Source organism: Acinetobacter sp. SWBY1, from assembly GCF_002946595.1.
In the GTDB taxonomy this organism is placed as follows: Bacteria; Pseudomonadota; Gammaproteobacteria; order Pseudomonadales; family Moraxellaceae; genus Acinetobacter; species Acinetobacter towneri.
In genome coordinates this window covers 1,225,688-1,246,084 of sequence record NZ_CP026616.1, presented here as the reverse complement: position 1 = coordinate 1,246,084, position 20,397 = coordinate 1,225,688, and the positions used below count along the sequence as shown (strand labels likewise).

At 42.4% G+C, this 20,397-nt stretch carries 16 protein-coding genes; 9 read left to right on the top strand and 7 right to left on the bottom strand.

From position 1 onward, the window contains the following. Window positions 1–21 precede the first annotated feature (21 nt). A complete protein-coding gene (gene thrH, locus C3Y93_RS05975) occupies window positions 22–639 on the top strand; it encodes a bifunctional phosphoserine phosphatase/homoserine phosphotransferase ThrH (RefSeq protein WP_104852373.1) in 618 nt (205 codons plus the stop codon). Between the two features lie 72 nt (window positions 640–711). On the opposite strand, the gene C3Y93_RS05970 is transcribed toward thrH, so the two are convergent. The 6 genes from C3Y93_RS05970 to C3Y93_RS05945 all read right to left on the bottom strand — a co-directional run bounded on the left by C3Y93_RS05970 (window position 712) and on the right by C3Y93_RS05945 (window position 9,216). Next, window positions 712–1,845, bottom strand: coding sequence for an OmpP1/FadL family transporter (locus C3Y93_RS05970; RefSeq protein WP_104852372.1), 1,134 nt, complete (start codon window positions 1,843–1,845; stop codon window positions 712–714). A gap of 309 nt (window positions 1,846–2,154) precedes the next feature. Next, window positions 2,155–3,369, bottom strand: a complete 1,215-nt coding sequence (locus C3Y93_RS05965) for an OmpP1/FadL family transporter (protein ID WP_104852371.1) — start codon at window positions 3,367–3,369, stop codon at window positions 2,155–2,157. 356 nt (window positions 3,370–3,725) lie between these two features. After that, window positions 3,726–5,348, bottom strand: coding sequence for an ABC transporter permease (locus C3Y93_RS05960; protein WP_104852370.1), 1,623 nt, complete (start codon window positions 5,346–5,348; stop codon window positions 3,726–3,728). An 87-nt stretch (window positions 5,349–5,435) separates the two neighbouring features. Then, window positions 5,436–6,452, bottom strand: a complete 1,017-nt coding sequence (locus C3Y93_RS05955; protein WP_104852369.1) for an extracellular solute-binding protein — start codon at window positions 6,450–6,452, stop codon at window positions 5,436–5,438. A gap of 21 nt (window positions 6,453–6,473) precedes the next feature. Beyond that, on the bottom strand, window positions 6,474–7,592 hold the full coding sequence (locus C3Y93_RS05950; RefSeq protein WP_104852368.1) for an ABC transporter ATP-binding protein: 1,119 nt from the start codon (window positions 7,590–7,592) through the stop codon (window positions 6,474–6,476). A gap of 268 nt (window positions 7,593–7,860) precedes the next feature. Then, window positions 7,861–9,216 carry an amino acid permease gene (locus C3Y93_RS05945; protein WP_171287414.1) on the bottom strand — a complete coding sequence of 452 codons (1,356 nt, stop codon included), beginning with the start codon at window positions 9,214–9,216 and terminating at the stop codon, window positions 7,861–7,863. Window positions 9,217–9,537: 321 nt separating this feature from the next. Here C3Y93_RS05945 and prpF point away from each other — a divergent pair, with 321 nt between their 5' ends. Next, complete coding sequence (gene prpF, locus C3Y93_RS05940) at window positions 9,538–10,728, top strand: 2-methylaconitate cis-trans isomerase PrpF (RefSeq protein ID WP_104852367.1); 1,191 nt, start codon at window positions 9,538–9,540, stop codon at window positions 10,726–10,728. A gap of 156 nt (window positions 10,729–10,884) precedes the next feature. Beyond that, entirely contained in the window at window positions 10,885–11,820 is a 936-nt protein-coding gene (locus C3Y93_RS05935; protein WP_004975441.1) for a polyprenyl synthetase family protein, read from the top strand. A gap of 124 nt (window positions 11,821–11,944) precedes the next feature. On the opposite strand, the gene C3Y93_RS05930 is transcribed toward C3Y93_RS05935, so the two are convergent. Beyond that, window positions 11,945–12,301 carry a hypothetical protein gene (locus C3Y93_RS05930; RefSeq protein WP_104852366.1) on the bottom strand — a complete coding sequence of 119 codons (357 nt, stop codon included), beginning with the start codon at window positions 12,299–12,301 and terminating at the stop codon, window positions 11,945–11,947. 439 nt (window positions 12,302–12,740) lie between these two features. Between C3Y93_RS05930 and ndhC the strand changes: the two genes are divergently transcribed. The 6 genes from ndhC (at window position 12,741) to nuoG (ending at window position 20,397) form a co-directional block, all read left to right on the top strand. Further along, window positions 12,741–13,286 (top strand): NADH-quinone oxidoreductase subunit A, encoded by a 546-nt coding sequence (gene ndhC, locus C3Y93_RS05925; RefSeq protein WP_004975445.1) that lies wholly within the window; start codon window positions 12,741–12,743, stop codon window positions 13,284–13,286. A 6-nt stretch (window positions 13,287–13,292) separates the two neighbouring features. Continuing rightward, the gene (locus C3Y93_RS05920; protein ID WP_104852365.1) at window positions 13,293–13,970 is read left to right on the top strand and encodes a NuoB/complex I 20 kDa subunit family protein; all 678 of its coding nucleotides are present in this window, start codon (window positions 13,293–13,295) and stop codon (window positions 13,968–13,970) included. An 85-nt stretch (window positions 13,971–14,055) separates the two neighbouring features. Beyond that, window positions 14,056–15,843, top strand: coding sequence for an NADH-quinone oxidoreductase subunit C/D (nuoC, locus tag C3Y93_RS05915; RefSeq protein WP_004975450.1), 1,788 nt, complete (start codon window positions 14,056–14,058; stop codon window positions 15,841–15,843). A 14-nt stretch (window positions 15,844–15,857) separates the two neighbouring features. Next, on the top strand, window positions 15,858–16,367 hold the full coding sequence (nuoE, locus tag C3Y93_RS05910; protein WP_004975451.1) for an NADH-quinone oxidoreductase subunit NuoE: 510 nt from the start codon (window positions 15,858–15,860) through the stop codon (window positions 16,365–16,367). Beyond that, window positions 16,364–17,701, top strand: coding sequence for an NADH-quinone oxidoreductase subunit NuoF (gene nuoF, locus C3Y93_RS05905; RefSeq protein WP_104852364.1), 1,338 nt, complete (start codon window positions 16,364–16,366; stop codon window positions 17,699–17,701). Before nuoE ends, nuoF begins: the two co-directional genes overlap by 4 nt. 11 nt (window positions 17,702–17,712) lie before the next feature. Then, on the top strand, window positions 17,713–20,397 hold the full coding sequence (gene nuoG / locus C3Y93_RS05900) for an NADH-quinone oxidoreductase subunit NuoG (RefSeq protein ID WP_104852363.1): 2,685 nt from the start codon (window positions 17,713–17,715) through the stop codon (window positions 20,395–20,397).

Below are 20,397 nucleotides of genomic sequence, written 5' to 3'. Positions count from 1 at the left end.
ACAGGTATTTTGGGAGAACCCATGGAAATCGTATGTCTTGATCTTGAAGGTGTGTTAGTTCCAGAAATTTGGATTAACTTTGCTAAAAAAACTGGCATTAAAGAACTTGAAGCAACTACACGTGATATTCCTGACTACGATGTGTTGATGACTCAGCGTTTAAATATTCTAAAACAGCATGGCTTGGGCTTAAATGATATTCAAGCGGTGATTGCAGACATGGGGCCATTCCCGGGCGCGAAAGAGTTTGTAGAGTGGGTGAGCACACACTTCCAATTGATTATTCTTTCAGACACGTTCTATGAGTTTGCACATCCGTTGATGAAGCAATTGGGCTGGCCAACCATTTTCTGTCATAAATTGGAAACTGATGAAAATGGCATGATCACTGCGTATAAATTACGTCAACCAGATCAAAAACGTCAGGCAGTTAAAGCACTACATGGTTTAAATTTCCGTGTGATTGCTGCGGGTGACTCGTATAACGATACGACCATGCTTGGTGAAGCAGACAAAGGTTTCTTGTTTGATGCACCAGACAATGTAATTGCAGAATTCCCGCAATTCCCGGCCATTCATGGTTATGAAGCATTGAAAGAGGCGATTCGTGGTGCTTCGGTACGAGATATTCCTGCTTAATCTGAAGCTGAATACAATAAAGGGCATCATTTGATGCCCTTTGTTTTTATGCGATATTAACAGTGAATTGATTTAGAAGCGGTAGCCGATTTTTAGACCATAACCCAATGCATAGTTGTCTTCAAATTCACCAACGTTTTTTGTACCCGTACGTGCAGTGGCATCACCCAACCAGAAGTATTTTACGCCTACTTGAATAAAGTAGTTTTCTGCAGGGCTGTATTGACTACCTAAGCCAACGCTCCAATAACCCTCAGTCGGACCTAAAGTGGTGACAGGGTTGCCTGCACCAGAGTCATAACCTACAGAAGCAGAACCAGACCAATGACTGTTAAACTTGCGACCCACCCCTACGGTTGCAGACCATTGATCATCTGAATAGTCAATAAGGTTATTGCCAGAAGCTGCATTTAAAAACTTTGGTGTGACCGCAAATTGATCCCAATGTACCCAACGGATATTGGCAAAAGCTAAAGTATTGGCTGCAACACCTGTTTGAAAATCAATGTTTACTGATTGCGGAGTTACAACTTCAGTGAGTGCATTTGGTCGTTGAGTTGCGCCAAACCCAAAAGTTTCAGTTGTATCGAGTTCATGTTTGATTTCTGAACGATAGGTAACCGCAGCTCTCAATGCGATTTCAGGAATTTGATAAGCAAATCCAGCAAGCCAGCCGTAAGCATCATCTTCTTTTAAATTAATGTCGTAGCTGCCAAGTTTATCCTCACCTCCGTATGCAAGCCCACGTAACGATACTGTACCTTTTACGGTTTGCCAAACTGGACCTGCGTAAAAATTCCAGTTTTCTGTAGGTTGGTAACCAATTAAAGCAGTAAGGTTGTGTGTTTCCACTTCTACTTTTGTGCCTTCAATTCCATTATTAAACATGCTCTGTTCTAGGCTATACATCGCATCTGCACCAAATGGCTGATCATATAAAAGACCTAAAGAAATTTGTTCAGTCGCTTGTACTTTAATTGCAGCAGAAGGGAAGTAATAGTCTTCAGCCATATCGCTGACGTTATTTTTTATAAGATCTTTTCCTTTAACTGTTGGATCTAAAACTGAAATACCTGCTTCTGCATAATTACCTGGTTGTAAAAATGCAGCAATAGATTGACCGGAACGGTCTAAACCAGCAGCAAGCGCAGGTGTAAGTGGGAGAGTGCTAAGTAAAATAGCCGAATAGATTTTATTGAGCTTCATGGTCGTTCCGTGATGCTTTATGTAACAAAAAGTGCAGGAAAAGTAACATATTTAAAAAAAGAGTAAATGCTCAACTTTGCAGAATAAATGAACTGTATAAGTTATAAATTGTACTTGATTAGAGTAAATGTACTATTAATTAATTTTAAATAATTGAATTTTATTGAATAATTTTTTGGACGGATGTTCGAATAAGTATAAGTTTGATTGTTTTAAATTTGAACATTTGGTTAACACTTGTATAAAAACTGGAGGTTTTAAGTGCAAAAAAAGCCACCCTGAAGGGTGGCTCCTTTGAAAAACAAGAGATTAGAAGCGGTAACCCATTTTTAGACCGTATGCGATGGCATTGTTATCTTTAAATTCACCAACATTTGGACTAGCTGCAGTTGTAGCGGTTGCATCACCTAACCAGAAGTATTTAACACCACCCGCAATAAAGTAGTTTGGCGCAGGTGAGTATTGAACACCGAGACCTACGTTCCAATAGCCTTCAGTTGGACCTAATGTTGTGACTGGATTGCCAGCACCAGAATCCCAACCTACAGATACATTACCTGCCCATTTATCATTTAATTTACGACCTACGCCTGCGGTAGCAGACCATTGGTCTTTATTATATTCAACTAGATTGGCGCCTGGTACTAATAAGTCAACAACATAACCAAAGTCATTAGGTCGAATTGAAAAACCATCCCAATTCACCCAGCGAACATTAAGGAAGCCTACAGTGTCAGCCATAATACCAGATTGTAAGTCTAAATTAACAGACTGTGGGGTTGTTACAGCAGTTTTACCTGGTTGATATTGTGCGAGTGCTGCAGGGTTCATGGCGCCAACCATTGCTACACCACTTAGTTCACCAGCAAGAGGGTGAGTTACATTTTCAGCGGCTTGCAATTCATGCTCGATTTCAGAGCGGTAAGTCAAAGAGGCTTTTAAGGCAATTTCTGGAATTTGGTAAGCCAAACCAGCAATCCACCCTAGCTCACTGTCTTCTTTCATGTTGGCATTATAACTTAAAGCTCCAAAAGGACCATAAGCCCCACCACGTAACGCAACATCACCTTTAGCTGTTTGATAAACTGGACCCGCATAAATATTCCAGTTTTCAGTTGGTTGGAAACCAAATAAGAAAGTTAAATTTTCAGTTGTAACTTCAGCACGAGTACCATCATTTCCTGTTGGATTGAATGCAAGAGATTGAGCTGTATATTCAGCTTCTGCACCGAATGGTTGATCGTAAATTACACCGAAAGAAAACTGATCGGTTACTTGTAGTTTTAAGGCAGCGTGAGGGAAGTAATAATCACTCGCCATGTCACCTGTTGCCTGTCCACCTAAAGCAGCAGAACTTGTACCAGATACATCTGGGTCTAATACAGAAATGCCAGCTTCAAAATAGTTACCCGGTTGTAAGAACGCAGCGATAGATTGACCAGAACGATCCATTGCTGCAGCAAAAGCACCTGTCATTGGTACAGTTGCTAAAATCATTGCTGTGCTAAGTGCTTTTAATTTCATTATACATTTCCCTTGGGCTATAAAGTCTTTTATGACAGTTTTTGTTGATGCTTTAAGCTTTCATCTAGGATGATTTCGGCTTGTATCCACCGAGACCATTTGTTACTCCATGTGACAAAAATATCACAATTAAAATAAGAGTAAATGCTCTAGAAAAAACTATTCAGTATAAAAATTAAACCAAATAGAGTATTTGTTCTAATAAATAGGCGGTTTATATCTATTAGTGTTTGATAAATAAGAAATAAAATTAATTAATTCGCTGTTGGTAGAGTGTTTTTGATTGGTTAAAAAAAATACTATTTTTTATTCTAAAACCCATTGTTACTCTGCGCATGGAGTAACAATGGCACATATTAACGTGTGGTTTTTCCAAGCTTTGCCAGCAAAATAACAGGAGTAAGGCCGACCAATACAATCAGCAGTGCAGCCACAGCACCATCTTCATAGGTTCCTCTAGAAGCTTCTGCATACAATTGGGTGGCAAGTGTTTCCATATTTAAAGGGCGGAGCAATAAAGTTGCAGGTAGCTCTTTCATACAATCTACAAAAATTAATAAAGCTGCAGAAATAATGGCAGGACGCAATAATGGCAAATGCACACGCCATAAAATCGCAAAGCTATTTTGCCCTAAATTACGTGCAGCATCATCAAAAACACCATGAATACGGTTATAGCCTGACTCAATGCCACCTACTGAGATGGCTAAAAAACGCACGGCATAAGCATAAATGAGGGTAAAACTGGTGCCGAGGAATAATAAACCTGTATGTATCCCTAGTTTAAATTCTAGAAAATCGCCAATGGTATGGTCAATTTTGCCCAAAGCCAGCATGAGACCAATGGCTAAAACGGTTCCTGGAATGGCATAGCCTAAGCTCGAAATGCGGCTAAACCAGGTGTGTTTGCTAAAACGTGCTGCACTGACAATGAAGAATCCAATCATAATAGTGACGATGGTGGCGATACTGGCAAGTGTTAATGTGTTGATAGATGCTTGGATCAGAAAATCTGAGAACCCTGCATATTGAATACGTTTATAGGATTCGACCAATAAGTGACTGGTTGGAATTAGAAAGCCAACACAGACTGGAATTAAGCCTAAACCCAATAACACCAGTGCTTTAACACCTTTGACCGATTGTGCGGGCATTAAACGGCTGCGTTGTGCAGAGTTCATATAGCGCTGTTTGCGTCGTCCTAAACGCTCTACTAAAACCAATAGAGTAATGATTATCAACATGAAAATGGCAATTTGCGCTGCGCCTGCCAAGTCGGATTGATTGGTCCACGTTGAATAAATCGACAAGGTTAAGGTTTTAATGCCTAAAAATTCTGTAGCGCCAATATCATTAATGGTTTCCATTAAAACCAGACTGGTGCCCACGGCAATAGCAGGACGTGCCAGTGGAATTGCAACCCGTAAAAACACTTGATCGGGTTTTAATCCTAAGGTACGTGCCACTTCAATTAAACTGGCCGATTGCATTAGAAACATCGCACGGGTGCTTAAATACACATACGGATACAGCACAAAGCTGAGTAAGAAGATGCCGCCCCAAACAGTACGGATATTAGGAAACCAAAACTGTTGTAATTCTAAATTAAACCAATCGCGCAGGATGCTTTGCACAGGGCCGATGGGATGCAAAATGTCGATATAACTATACGCAATAATATAAGTCGGTACGGCTAAAGGCAGCAGTAAGGCCCAATCTAAAAATGCACGACCTCGGAATTGATAGGCCGTTACAATCCATGCACTGCCTGTACCAAGCAGGATGGTAAAAATCCCCACACCCAACAATAAAATCCCTGTTTCTGCCAACGTGTGTGGAATCACATAACGCAGCAGATGTCCCCAAATTTCACTATCGCCTTGCAATGCTGTCCAAATTAAAGCGAGCACAGGTAAACAGGCGAGTAGTGTCAATAACCCACTAAGCGAAAATAAAAAATTAAATTTATTTTTAAGCATTGCAATAGAGGTACTAAATAAGGGGGAGGGAACAGCTGAGCATCTTACAGTGCAAAGCGCTGCACTGTAAGATAAAAGTAGAAAATTTTAGCGGTTAAACTGGACTTTATCGACCAATAAGTTTGCGGCTTTACGGTGACGTGCAATATCGCTTAAGCGAATCGAGTCGATATTGAGTTTACCGAAGCTGGCAATAATAGGGTCAATTTTTACCCCAGGTTTGACTGGGTATTCAAAGCCATTTTGGGCGTAAATGGCTTGCGCGTGATCAGAAGCTAGAAACTCGAGCAACTGTACGGCTTCTTTACGATTTGGTGCATGTTTGGAAACCACTGCACCCGATACGTTGACATGCGTTCCACCATTTTTAAAGCGTGGTAATACGACATTAATGGCATTGCCCCAGCGTTTTTGTTCCGCGTCACCTGTACGCATCGTGCCGACATAATAGGTGTTGGCAACGCCAATATCACAAATTTTACCTAAAATATCACGCGCCACATCTCGGTCACCACCACTTGCTGGGCGTGCTAAATTGGCTTTCACGCCACGCAACCAAGTTTCGGCTTGTTTTTCACCATGATGGGCAATATACGCTGCAATTAAAGCAGTGTTATATGGATGGTTGCCTGAACGAATACAGATTTTATTTTTCCATTTTGGATTTGCTAAATCTTCATAAGTAATCGCATTAAGCGGTGTACGGTCTTTAGAGGCATAGACGGCACGTGCACGCATCGACAAAGCATACCAATGACCATTGGCAGCACGTAAATTGGCAGGAATTGCACTATTTAAGGTTTTAGAACTCACGCGCTGGGTTAAACCACTTTCTACCAAATCAACCAAATTGCCAAAATCTACAGTCAGCATCACATCGGCAGGAGAACGACGACCTTCTGCTTTCAAACGTTCCAATAAACCATCTTTAATAAAAACCGTATTCACTTTTACCCCAGTTTTTTGGGTAAATTCGGTTAATAAAGTTTGAATCAGCACAGGTTCGCGCGTGGTGTATAAATTGACTTCAGCTGCTTGTGCGACACTTGCACCAAATGCAAGTAAACCTGTAACAAGCAATGATAATTTAGACAGTGGTTTCATGCAGTATTCCTAATTGAAAATTTAAACCTGAACAGCAGCTTGAGTAGAAGATGAGGTATTGGGTGATGGTTCATCAGACACCAAGAAATAACAGCTGTTTAAATCGACAGAAACATAGACCTGTTCAGCGGGCTGAATATCGTGAAGATGACTGACTTGGGCCAAAAGAGTGAAATCGTGATCGCGTAGTTTTAGACGCAGTTGTTGCGCATGGCCCATAAAACTTGATGACACAATGCTTGCTGGCAACGCATTTTCACTTGCTGTTTGGCTGACACGCAATTGATGCGGGCGGAAGCAGCAGACCAGTGAATCATGAGCGGTGGTATGTCCTGGTAAATCAATCTTGCCAAATACGGTATGAATTTCTTGGTTGTTGATTTGTACTGGGATCTCATTCAATGCTGAAAAATAACGTGCAGCAAACAACGTTTTAGGCTGTAAATAAAGTTGTTTCGGTGAACCAATTTGAATAATTTGCCCTTGGTGCATCAAAATAATTTGATCGGCAATTTGCAATGCTTCTTCTGGGTCATGTGTCACGATAACCGTAGTCGTTGCAGTTTGTTTGAGGAGTTGAATGGTATTTTGACGAATTTGATCACGCAGACGATGATCCAAATTTGAAAAAGGTTCATCCATCAACAAAACTTGCGGTTCTGGTGCTAAGGCACGTGCTAAGGCAACGCGTTGTTGTTCCCCGCCCGAAAGTGTATATGGATAGCTGTCTTGATGATGCAACATGGAAACATGCGCTAAAGCTTGTTTGGCAATGGTTTCCCGCTGCGCTTTGGGAAATTTCTTTAAGCCAAACATAACATTGTCTAACACACTTAAATGTGGGAAAAGTGCATAATCCTGAAACACTAAACCAATATTGCGTGCTTCCGCAGGAATCTGTGCTTGCTCACTCCACAAGGTATTCTGTTTCAGTTGGATTGTGCCGCTGCTTGGTGTTTCCAAGCCTGCAATCAGACGTAGCATTGTGGTTTTGCCGCAGCCTGAATGACCTAATAAACACACAATTTGTCCACTCATCGCTGACCATGTTGCTTGTTGCACTGCAAAACGCGAACCAAACTTTTTACTGAGCTGTTGGATCGTCAAGACATTGGCAGGTTGAGCAGCGTACGCATTCATAGTTTATTCACACGACAAATTTTGTGCTCAAATGATAACTAAGAATTCTTCTCATGTAGAGTCTTTTTATCATTTAGAATGTAAATGATGTAGCTTTTGCTACAAAAAAGTTGAAATATCAACTGAAAAGAATGGGTTGGAATTTAAATTATTTTAAGTGCAGCACTTTATTTATGGGCTATTAAAAGGGGGGCTTAAAAGCAAAAAGTTACTGCCGAAGCAATAACTTTTTAATTTTTAGAAATCTGTACTATGCGTACTATGCAAATTAAGGTTTTTTCGCATTAAGCACTCTAAATAAAATGTACATCAAGACCACCCATACAGGAATCATAATGACTGATTCTTTAAAGCCTTGAGTCCACATAATATAAAGTACCACTGCAATAAACGCTAAAACCAAATAGTTGCTAAATGGTGACCATAGCGCAGGGAACTTAGTTGGAATCGCTAATTTTTTCAGTGTGCTGGTAAATTTAAGGTGAGTCAAACTGATCATCGCCCAGTTTAAAACCAATGCACCCACAACAATATACATGAGGTGGCTTAAAGCTTCTTCAGGTACAAAGTAGTTCAACAATACACAGCCGAAAATTAATACCGCAGAGAATAATACTGCTGGAATTGGCACACCTTGTTTATTCACTTTTAGGAAAATTTTTGGTGCGTTACCTTGTTTGGCCAAACCAAACAGCATACGGCTGTTGGCATACATCCCACTGTTATACACAGAAAGTGCCGCAGTCAAAATCACGAAATTCAGTAAGTGCGCTGCCCATTCAATGCCCATTTGACTAAAAATCATTACGAATGGACTTTTATCTAAACCACCTAAATCTAACTGATTCCAAGGCACTAAAGACAATAGAATGGTGAGTGAACCGATATAGAAAATTAGAATACGGAACACCACTTGGTTAATGGCTTTAGGAATGGTTTTTTCAGGATCTTGCGCTTCTGCGGCAGCCATACCAATCAACTCAATGCCGCCAAAGGCAAACATGAGGAATGCAAGCATGAAGAACAGACCTTCAAAGCCATTCGGGAAGAACCCCCCATGCGCCCAAAGGTTGCTGAATGATGCGGTTGAATTGGCATCTGCAGAAAGTAAGAGATATAAACCAAACACAATCATCGAAACCACAGCAGCGACTTTAATGATTGCTAGCCAGAATTCTGACTCACCATAGAACTTTACATTGCCCAAGTTAATAATGGTAATCACAATGAAAAAGAACAGTGCCGAAGTCCAAGCAGGAATATGCGGCCACCAGTAGTTAATATATTTGGCAACTGCGGTGAGTTCTGCCATTGCCACCAAAATATACAAAATCCAGTAGTTCCAACCTGCTAAAAAGCCAGGGAATTTACCTGCATATTTATAGGCAAAGTGACTGAATGATCCTGCAACGGGCTCATGAACAATCATTTCCCCCAATTGGCGCATAATTAAAAATGCAATAAGACCACCAATGGCGTAACCCAAAATAATAGAAGGGCCAGCAGATTGGATGACCTGCGCGGAACCTAAGAATAAGCCTGTACCAATTGCTCCACCCATGGCAATCAATTGAATATGGCGGTTCTTTAAGCCACGCTGAAGTTGTGAAGACTCGTTGTTCAAAGTATTCAGCCCGACAAGGAAAAAGTGACAAGATTGTAATAGATCAAATTTCATTAGCCTAGTAGCTAGACAATAATGAAATAAATTTATGATAAATATTAAAATATTTTATGGTTTTTATTTGTATAAAAGATAAGTGAATCAATATATTAATTTTATTTTTGCCTTATAAATCAAGATGACTGGCTAGGGTAAATTTTACCAAATGTTGTTTTTTTATACTTAAGTCAAGACCACGATACCTTTTGAATAAAAACCGTTATCATGCAAAAGGGTCTTTTTATATTGACCATAACAATCAAAAACAAGGGAATAAAATTCATGCGTTTTGCACCACAAGTTAAAATTCCAGCGACTTATATGCGCGGCGGTACTAGTAAAGGCGTATTTTTTAAACTTGATGATTTACCTGCAGCAGCACAGCAGCCAGGCAAAATTAGAGATCAAATTTTATTGCGCGTCATTGGCAGTCCAGACCCTTATGCCAAGCAAATTGATGGAATGGGCGGTGCAACCTCAAGCACCAGCAAAACGGTAATTTTGGCGAAAAGTACGCAGCCCGATCATGATGTCGATTATCTGTTTGGACAGGTTTCGATTGATCAGCCTTTTGTGGATTGGAGTGGTAACTGTGGCAACCTGACGGCTGCAGTCGGTGCATTTGCGATCAGCAATGGCTTGGTCGATGCCAGTAAAATTCCAGAAAATGGCATTTGTACTGTACGTATCTGGCAAAAAAATATTGAAAAAACCATTATCGCGCATGTGCCTATGACGCATGGTCAGGTGCAGGAAACGGGTGATTTTGAGTTGGATGGCGTGACTTTTCCTGCCGCAGAAGTACAAATTGAATTCTTAGACCCTGCCGATGATGGCGAAGAAGGTGGGGCAATGTTCCCAACTGGAAATGTGGTGGACACTTTGCATGTGCCAGATATTGGAACATTCCAAGCGACCTTTATTAATGCGGGTATTCCAACAATTTTCCTAAATGCAGAAGAAATTGGTTATACAGGCACAGAACTGCAAGATGCAATCAATGGTGATGCACAAGCTTTGGCACGTTTTGAAACCATTCGCGCTTATGGTGCTAAACAAATGGGTTTGATTCAGGAAATTGCTGAAGCTGAAAAACGCCAACATACGCCAAAAATTGCCTTTGTTTCTGCGCCAAAAAGTTATGTATCTTCAAGTGGTAAACAAATTCAGGCTGAAGATACCGATTTATTGGTACGTGCATTGTCGATGGGTAAATTACACCATGCCATGATGGGCACAGCAGCTGTTGCAATTGGTACTGCTGCAGCTATTCCGGGAACATTGGTGAACTTAGCTGCAGGTGGTGGTGAGCGTGAAGCGGTACGTTTTGGACATCCATCAGGTACGCTTCGTGTGGGTGCGCAAGCCGTACAGGAAAATGGACAATGGCAAGTCAAAAAAGCCGTGATGAGCCGTAGTGCACGTGTGTTAATGGAAGGTTGGGTGCGCGTACCTGCTGAAACATTAGAATAAGTTTTGCTTCGAACAGACCCTAATTAACTAAATGCAGCCTCTATTTCGATAGGGGCTTATTTATGGCTGAAATGTTATATCAGTTCAGTTAAGGCTTAAAAAACTTTGAATTACAGGTACAATGCTGCAACACAGGCAGCTTACTGCTTATTAGACATGAACCAACAACTCGAGGCGAATGTGTCATCACTTCACGATTTACAGGCGCATGCATTAACCGCAGCCCAACAACGTATTCAGCAAGACTTGCTTACCGCTTTAGAGGCTTTTGCATTGCCAGAACCGTTAAAGTCTGCCGTGCATCATGCCGTCATGTTGGGTGGAAAACGTGTTCGTCCTGCCTTGTGTTATGCCACCGCAGCGTTAAGACCGAATCAGAACTTTGCTGCGGTACGTCGCGCTGCGGTTGCGATTGAACTAATTCACTGCTACTCATTGGCACATGATGATTTGCCATGTATGGACAATGACTTGTTGCGTCGTGGGCAACCAACTTGCCATGCGGCGTATGGTGAAGATACTGCATTGTTGGCAGGCGACATTTTACAGTCGATGGCATTTGAAATTTTAGGCAGTCGTTTGTTTGATCAGGCTGTTGCAGTAGATCAAGGCATTGTGCTCAAACAGATGCAAATTTTAGCCACTGCTTCTTCAAAAATGGTCTGTGGTCAGGTTTTAGACTTGCAGTCTGAAGGTAAACAGGTGGATCAGGCGACTTTGGAAAATATCCACCGTAATAAAACAGGGGCGTTAATTTCTGCAGCGGTGATGATGGCAGCTGTGACCGTGTTTGATGGACGAGATAAAGCGATTCCGCAATTGCGTGAATATGCACAGGCGATTGGTTTAGCCTTTCAGGTACAAGACGATATTTTAGATATTATTTCGGATACTGAAGTACTAGGTAAAACTGCAGGGAAAGATGAACAAGTTGAAAAGTCGACCTATCCCGCACTCATGGGCTTAGAAAAAGCACAAGCTTATGCACAAGAATTGCACGATCAAGCCTTTGCTGCATTGGCATATTTTAAAACCGATACCGTCTTAGAGTTACAGCAAATTTCAGAGTTTTTATTGTCACGTAAAAGCTAAATTATTCTAGATGGAGGGCTTGTGGCTCTCAATACTCAAAAGCGAGCAGATGCTCGCTTTTTTGTGCTTTATGAAAGTGTTAGCTGTTTTAAGCGACACAATTTAATGCAGAGTCTATGCGGCTTTATTCTTGCAGGGTTGCATCGGGTGGCAAAATTGCTTTGCCTTGTTTTAAGCTGTCCAAAGCCTCACGGTTAAAATCTACCAACAAAGAATTATTTTGTGGATCAATCGCATAACGGCTAATTAATTTTTGATCGCCTTGTAAGGTTTCAAAGCGGTATTCATCTGCAATATTCATAATGCCGTCTAAATTAATGGTGGCAGATGCTTTGTCTTGGCGAAATAACTCGTAAATATCACGCAGGTCAAAAATTGCATTTTGTGCGTCAGGATGTTTTTCAAAATAATTTTGCAAATGACGAATAAATAATTGCGCAAACATAAAGTAATTTGGTTTGTGGGTATAGTCTAAGCTCATGTGTTTACTCCTTATTATTCAAATTTTTAATGCCTACTAGGAATAGCACACTCTGAATGAAAAATTAAAGAAGCTCAGGGCTTAAGTTGCAAAAACTACACAAATTTTTGTGCGGCTTAAACCAAGCCGAAACCTGAAGTTGCGATGATCTCCTATAAATTTAAAAACTTTGCAACGAATCGCTCAATTGGTGTTTTGGAAAAAATAATCACAACCGACTTATCTATTTGTTAAAGCGATTAAAAGCCCTACTGAGTAGTGGAATTCTAAAATATCAAGTATTTGAATAAAAAATCATCCGAAAGACTAAGACTTATGAGCTAGCAAGTGAAATCATAAATCAGGTACAATTGGCGTGATTAATTTTGTGTTTGGTGTATTTGAAGGCCAATACATACATTCTTTGTTAATAAATAGGCCTGCCAGGAGTTATCCCCGCATGAGTGCCATTACTCCATACGAATGGGCAATTATTGCCTTCGTGATCGGCGTTACATTTTTATGCGTCTTTATGCTGACCGTTCCTTTACTCCTTGGGGGTAAATCATGGGGGCGTGCGAAGCAAGAGCAGTTTGAGTCGGGTGTTGTAGGTGCTGGTGGAGCACGTATCCGCTTATCTGCAAAGTTCTATTTGGTTGCAATTTTCTTCGTTGTTTTCGACTTAGAAGCACTTTATCTATACGCATGGGCAGCTTCTGTTCGTGAAGTAGGTTGGGTGGGCTTTGCAACGGCTGCTGTATTTATTTTAGTTTTACTCGTTGGCTTAATTTATGAATTATCAACTGGTGCGCTGAACTGGGCTCCATCTGATAAGCGTAAAGCAGCAGGGATTAAACCTAAAATTGGTTCGCCAAATATGGATCTTGCAGAAATCACACGCTTTAACTCAATTGAAGAATTGGTAACGGACCCTACCGGTCAAATTCCAGCTCAATCCTCTGGTCGTGTAAAAAAATCTGCGACTACCTCATCTGACAAGGAGTAACTCGGGATGAAATATACCTTAACCCGTGCGAATCCCGATGCTGATCAATATCCACTTCAAGAGCGTCAGATCGTAACCGATCCGCTTGAAGAAGAAGTGAATAAAAATGTGTTCATGACTCGTTTAGAGGACTTGGCACATACAGCAGTAAACTGGGGACGTAAGAACTCAGTTTGGCCGTTTAACTTTGGTACATCGTGCTGCTACGTAGAGTATGCAACGACCTTAACAGGTGTGCATGACTTGTCACGTTTTGGTGCAGAAGTTATTCGTGCTTCACCGCGTCAGGCAGACTTGATGATTGTTGCAGGTACGTGTTTTGTGAAAATGGCACCTGTAATTCAACGTTTGTACGAGCAAATGCTTGAGCCTAAGTGGGTAATCTCAATGGGCGCATGTGCAAACTCAGGTGGTATGTACGACATTTATTCAGTTGTGCAAGGTGTGGATAAAATCATTCCTGTGGATGTGTACATTCCGGGTTGCCCACCACGTCCTGAAGCATTAATCCAAGCATTGATGTTATTACAAGACCAAATTCAATTAGAGCGTCGTCCGTTGTCTGCGGTGATTGGTGATGATCTTAAGCCAGTATATAAGCCGAAGATGATGCCAGAACGTGACCGTAAGAATGCGCAGCGTATTTCGGTGAAAAACTTACGCTCTATGGATGAAATTAAATAATTTAAACGTACAAATATTGATGCACCCGACGGGTGTAGTTGTCGTTTAGGTTGACTGAATTTGTATTAAATAGGAAGCCAAGCCAATGGCTGAAACTGACATTGCTATGCCAGAATCAACAGCAGTTGATTCACGCCCAGCATTTGCAATTGTAGAAGAGCTCAAAACCAAATTTGGTGAGAACTTCTATGTGCAAACGACTTTTGAAGATTTTCCAACAGTCTGGGTTGAGCGCGCACGTGTACAAGAAGTTTTAATGTTCTTGCGTACAGTGTCACGTCCATACGTGATGTTGTTCGACTTGTCTGCGGTAGATGAGCGTTTGCGTACTCACCGCGATGGTCTACCTGCGTCTGACTTTACTGTGTTCTATCACTTGTTATCGCTAGAGCGTAACACGGACATTCGTATTAAAGTTGCGTTGAATGAGAGTGATCTCAATATTCCAACAGCAACCAACATTTGGCCAAATGCCAACTGGTACGAGCGTGAAGCTTACGATATGTTTGGTATCAACTTCGAAGGGCATCCAATGCTTCGTCGTATCTTGTTGCCAACATATTGGGAAGGTCATCCGTTACGCAAAGAGTATTCTGCACGTGCAACGGAATATACACCGTATATGCAGAACCAAGCCAAACAAGACTTCGAGCAAGAACACCTTCGCTTTGTGCCTGAAGATTGGGGCTTAAAGCGCGGTAATAAAGACGAAGACTTCATGTTCCTGAACTTGGGTCCTAACCACCCATCTGCGCACGGTGCGTTCCGTGTAATTTTGCAGTTGGATGGTGAAGAAGTGAAAGACTGTGTGCCAGATATCGGCTATCACCACCGTGGTGTGGAAAAGATGGCTGAGCGTCAAACTTGGCATTCATTCATTCCTTATACAGACCGTGTGGACTACTTGGGTGGTTGTGCGCAAAACATGCCGTATGTCATGGGTGTGGAACAACTGGCAGGCATTACTGTGCCAGACCGCGCACAATGTATCCGTGTCATGATGTCGGAATTGTTCCGTATCAATAACCACTTATTGTTCATTGGTACTGCAATTCAGGATGCGGGCGGTATGACCCCTGTATTCTATATGTTCGCAGACCGTCAAAAAATCTACGATGCGATTGAAGCTATTACGGGTTACCGTATGCATCCAGCATGGTTCCGTATCGGTGGTACCGCACACGACTTACCAAACAACTGGCAACACCTGATTCGTGAAATCTTAGAGTGGATGCCAAAACGTATGAACGAATACTACACTGCGGCATTACGCAACTCGGTATTCATGGGTCGTACGCAAGGCGTAGCGCAGTATGATGCGAAATCTGCCTTGGCTTGGGGTGTGACAGGTACTGGTTTACGTGCAACAGGTATCGACTTTGACGTGCGTAAATACCGTCCATACAGTGGTTATGAAAACTATGACTTCGAAGTACCTGTAGAGTACGAAGGCGATGCTTACGCACGTGTACTGGTTCACTTCCGTGAAATCGAAGAGTCATTGAAAATCATCAAACAATGTCTAGATAACATGCCATCTGGTCCATATAAAGCAGACCATCCATTAGCTGTTCCACCACCAAAAGACAAGACATTACAAGATATTGAAACCCTGATTACGCACTTCTTAAGCGTGTCTTGGGGTCCTGTAATGCCTGCTGGTGAAGCATCTGTAATGGCAGAAGTGGTGAAAGGTGCATCGAATTACTACTTGACTTCAGATAAGTCAACGATGAGTTACCGTACCCGTATTCGTACACCAACTTTCACGCATTTACAGCAAATGCCTTCTGTGATTAACGGCAGTCTGGTATCTGACTTAATCATTTATTTAGCGACCATTGACGTCGTAATGGCAGACGTGGATCGCTAAGGGGTAAACGCATTATGATGATTTTGACTGATAAAAAGCCACGTGTGAATGTTGAAGGGATTTTGACTGCGGAAGAAATCCATGAAATTGAACATCACATTGGTCATTATCCGTACCCACGTGCAGCATCTTTAGATGCCTTGAAGTGTGTACAGCGCCGTAATGGCTGGGTAGATGATGCGCAGTTAAATGCGATTGCACAGCTTCTAACCATCAGCGTTGCTGATTTAGAAGGTGTCGCAACATTCTATAACCGTATTTATCGCCAGCCTGTAGGTCGTCACGTGATTTTATTGTGTGACTCGATTGCATGCTTTTTGATGGGTGCAGAAACACTTGCAGAAGCATTCCAGCGTGAATTAGGCATTCAGTTTGGTCAAACGACTGCAGATGGTCGTTTCACGTTATTGCCAATTTGCTGTTTAGGAAATTGCGATAAGGGTCCAACCTTGATGATTGATGAAGATACTCACGGTTTAGTTGAGGTGACATCGGTGCAACAGTTATTGGAGAAGTATGTATGAATACCGAACCAAGACCAATTTATGGTGACGGTAACCCAGAAACGCATCCATTAACTTGGCGTTTAAGCAAGCAAGAGCACGTGCGTAATGCAGATGATTACGAAGCACTAGAAGGCTATGCAGGCTTTAAGAAAGCGATTTCTATGCCGCCTAAAGATGTGCTTGAAGTCATTAAAGCTGCGACAGTGAAAGGTCGTGGTGGTGCAGGCTTCCCAGCAGGGATCAAATGGTCACTGATGGCACCAAACGACAATTCAGGTCCACGTTACCTGATTTGTAATGCCGATGAGATGGAACCGGGTACTTTCAAAGACCGTTTGTTGATGGAAAAACTTCCACACCAACTGATTGAAGGTATGCTGATTGCTGCGTACACGCTTGAAGCAACCCACGGCTATATCTTTATTCGTGGCGAATACATCGAAGCTGCACAGTACTTAAATGAAGCGATTGAGCAAATTCGTGCCAAAGGTTATTTGGGCGAAAACATTTTAGGTACAGGTTGGGGCTTTGAGTTATACGTGCACACAGGCGCAGGTCGTTATATCTGTGGTGAAGAAACTGCATTGATTAACTCGCTTGAAGGTCGTCGTGCAAACCCTCGTACTAAACCACCATTCCCGCAAGTTGCAGGGGCATGGGGTCGTCCAACGATTGTCAACAACGTAGAAACCTATAACAACTTACCTGCAATTATGTTGCGTGGTGCAGAGTGGTATATCGGTTTATCAGCAGGCAAATCGAAAGATCCTGGCACAAAAATTTACGGTGCGTCAGGTAAAGTGAAATTCCCTGGTCTATGGGAACTTCCATTTGGTACGACTGCACGTGAAGTGATTGAAGACTATGCGGGTGGCATGCGTGATGGCTTGAAGCTAAAAGCATGGTTACCAGGTGGTGCATCTACTGACTTCTTGGCGGCAGAACACATTGACTTGCCAATGGATGCAGAGAGCATCATGAAAGCAGGTTCACGTTTAGGTACGTGTTTGCTTATGGTGGTCGATGAAACCCAGTGTATGGTTTCTGCAACCCGTAACTTAGAAGAATTCTTTGCGCGCGAATCATGTGGTTTCTGTACCCCATGTCGTGATGGTTTACCGTGGGCTGTAAAAGCACTCAAAGCAATTGAAAATGGCGAAGGGAAAGAAGAAGACATTCAACATCTTCAAGAACTCACCAAAAAATTGTGGATTGGTAAGACCTTCTGTGCTCACGCACCAGGTGCGATGGAGCCATTAATGGGTGCACTCAAATATTTCCGTAGCGAGTTTGAAGCAAAAGTGGCAAATAGCCGTCCTGCTGCTCAAGCTAGCAACGTAGAACAAGCTTAAGGAATTCGACTATGGCTACAATTCATGTCGATGGAAAATCGTACGAAGTCAATGGCTCGGAAAACTTGCTGCAAGCATGTTTGAGCCTTGGGATCGACATTCCGTACTTTTGTTGGCATCCATCCTTAGGTTCTGTCGGTTCTTGCCGTCAATGTGCCGTGACCCAATATGCGAACCCTGAAGATACTCGTGGTCGCTTGGTGATGTCATGTATGACACCTGCTGCTGACAATACCTATATCTCGATTGAAGATAAGGAAGCAACTGAGTTCCGTGCTTCAATTGTAGAGTTCTTGATGACCAACCACCCACACGACTGTCCAGTCTGTGAAGAAGGTGGTCACTGTCATTTACAAGATATGACTGTAATGACACAGCACGATCGTCGTCGTTACCGCTTTACTAAACGTACTCACTATAACCAAGAGCTTGGTTCGTTCATCGCGCATGAAATGAACCGTTGTATCGCGTGTTATCGTTGCGTGCGTTACTACAAAGACTATGCAGGCGGTACAGACTTTGGTGTCTATGCCAACGCATCACGTGTGTACTTTGGTCGTCCTGAATCGGGTACTTTGGAATCTGAATTCTCAGGTAACTTGACTGAAGTATGTCCAACAGGTGTATTCACCGACAAAACTCACTCTGCGCGTTATAACCGTAAGTGGGACATGCAGTATGCGCCTAGCGTATGCCAAGGCTGTTCTTCAGGTTGTAACATCTCTCCGGGTGAGCGTTATGGCGAATTGCGTCGTGTAGAAAACCGCTTTAACGGTGAAGTCAACCAATACTTCCTATGCGATAAAGGTCGTTTCGGTACAGGTTATGTGAACCGTGAAGATCGTCCACGTCAGCCACAGTTCCGTAACGGTGCAAGCGTAGAAACCGTTTCTGTAGATACTGCACTTGATACAATTATTGCCAAAGTTCAAGGCAAAAAAGTTTTGGGTATTGGTTCACCGCGTGCATCGCTTGAATCAAACTTTGCTTTGCGTGAGTTGGTTGGCCAAGACAACTACTCAACAGGTTTATCGCAAAAAGAGCAAAACTTGGTTGAACTTGCAGCTTCAATCACGCAAACCGAAGGGATTTACAACCCGGGTATGCGTGAAATTGAAGACTACGATGCTGTGTTAATTTTGGGTGAAGATTTAACCCAAACTGCACCACGTATGGCGTTGTCTGTTCGTCAAGCGGCGAAAAACAAAGCCAAAGAAATGGCGGCAGAGCGTCGTACGCCAGATTGGTTGGCTGAACCTGTGCAACGTATTGCGCAAGATGCAAAATCACCAATTTACATTTTGGCTGCAACGCAAACGCGTTTAGCCGATGTAGCAACCGGTGAAGTGGTTGCATCTCCAAACGACATCGCACGTTTAGGTTTTGCGATTGCAGCTGCAGTAGCAGGCGATGTAATCACTGGTTTAGATGACGATGCCAAAGCATTTGCACAAACTATTGCCGACACGTTAAAAGCTGCGAAAAAGCCATTGGTGATTTCAGGTACAAGCTTACAAGAAGCTGCCATTATGGAAGCGGCTGCACAAGTGGCACAAAACTTGGGTGAGAACGCAGGTTTAACCCTAACTGTGCCAGAAGTGAACTCAATGGGCTTGGCAATTTTAGGTGGTCAAAGCTTAGAGCAAGCATTTGCACAAGATTATGATGCTGTGATTGTGGTTGAAAATGACTTATACCGTCGTTTACCTGCGGCACAAGTTGATGCCGCTTTGGCAAAAGCACAAGATGTAATCGTGCTTGATCATGCTGAAACAGCAACAGTGCAAAAAGCCAACATCGTACTTTCTGCAGCAAGCTTTGCTGAGGGGGATGGTACTGTAGTGAGCCAAGAAGGTCGTGCTCAACGCTTCTTCCAAGTGTATGACCCAAGCTACTACAAACCTGAACTAGCAATCAAAGAATCTTGGCGCTGGTTACACGCACTTGAAACAGGCTTAAAAGGTAAAGCAATTTCTTGGACTGTTTTAGATGACGTGATTGAATCTGTTGCGAAAAATATTCCAGCACTTGAAGCAATTCAGGATGTTGCACCAGATGCAGGTTTCCGTGTACATGGCTTGAAAGTTGCGCGTGAACCACGTCGTTACTCAGGTCGTACTGCAATGCGTGCGCCGTTATCTATTCACGAGCCAAAACAACCGACCGATGTCGATTCTGCATTAACTTTCTCTATGGAAGGTTATGTTGGTAACCAAACACCATCGGCACTTGTACCATTTGCATGGTCTGCAGGTTGGAACTCACCACAAGCTTGGAACAAATTCCAAGACAATGTGGGCGGTCACTTAAAAGGTGGTGATTCAGGCATTCGTTTATTCGATCGCTTAGCAAAACGTCCTGCACGTAGCTATGTGGCACCAGCACCTGTGCTAGCTAATCCTGAAAGCTTCCGTTTAATTCCAATGCATCACATTTTTGCATCGGGTGAATTTACGGTGAAAACACCTGCAATGGAAACGCGTATTCCTGAAGCTGTATTTGCTGTAGGCACTCAAGATGCGCAGCGTTTGAATGTACAAGATGGTCAAACAATTACCGTACAAGCAGGTGAAACGTCTATCGTACTGCCAGTACAAGTGATTGAATATTTACCTACAGGTTATATTGGCTACCCAATTGGTCTTGCACCAACGGTATCTCTTGCAGAGCCTGTTTCAGTCGCGGTAGGAGTGTAA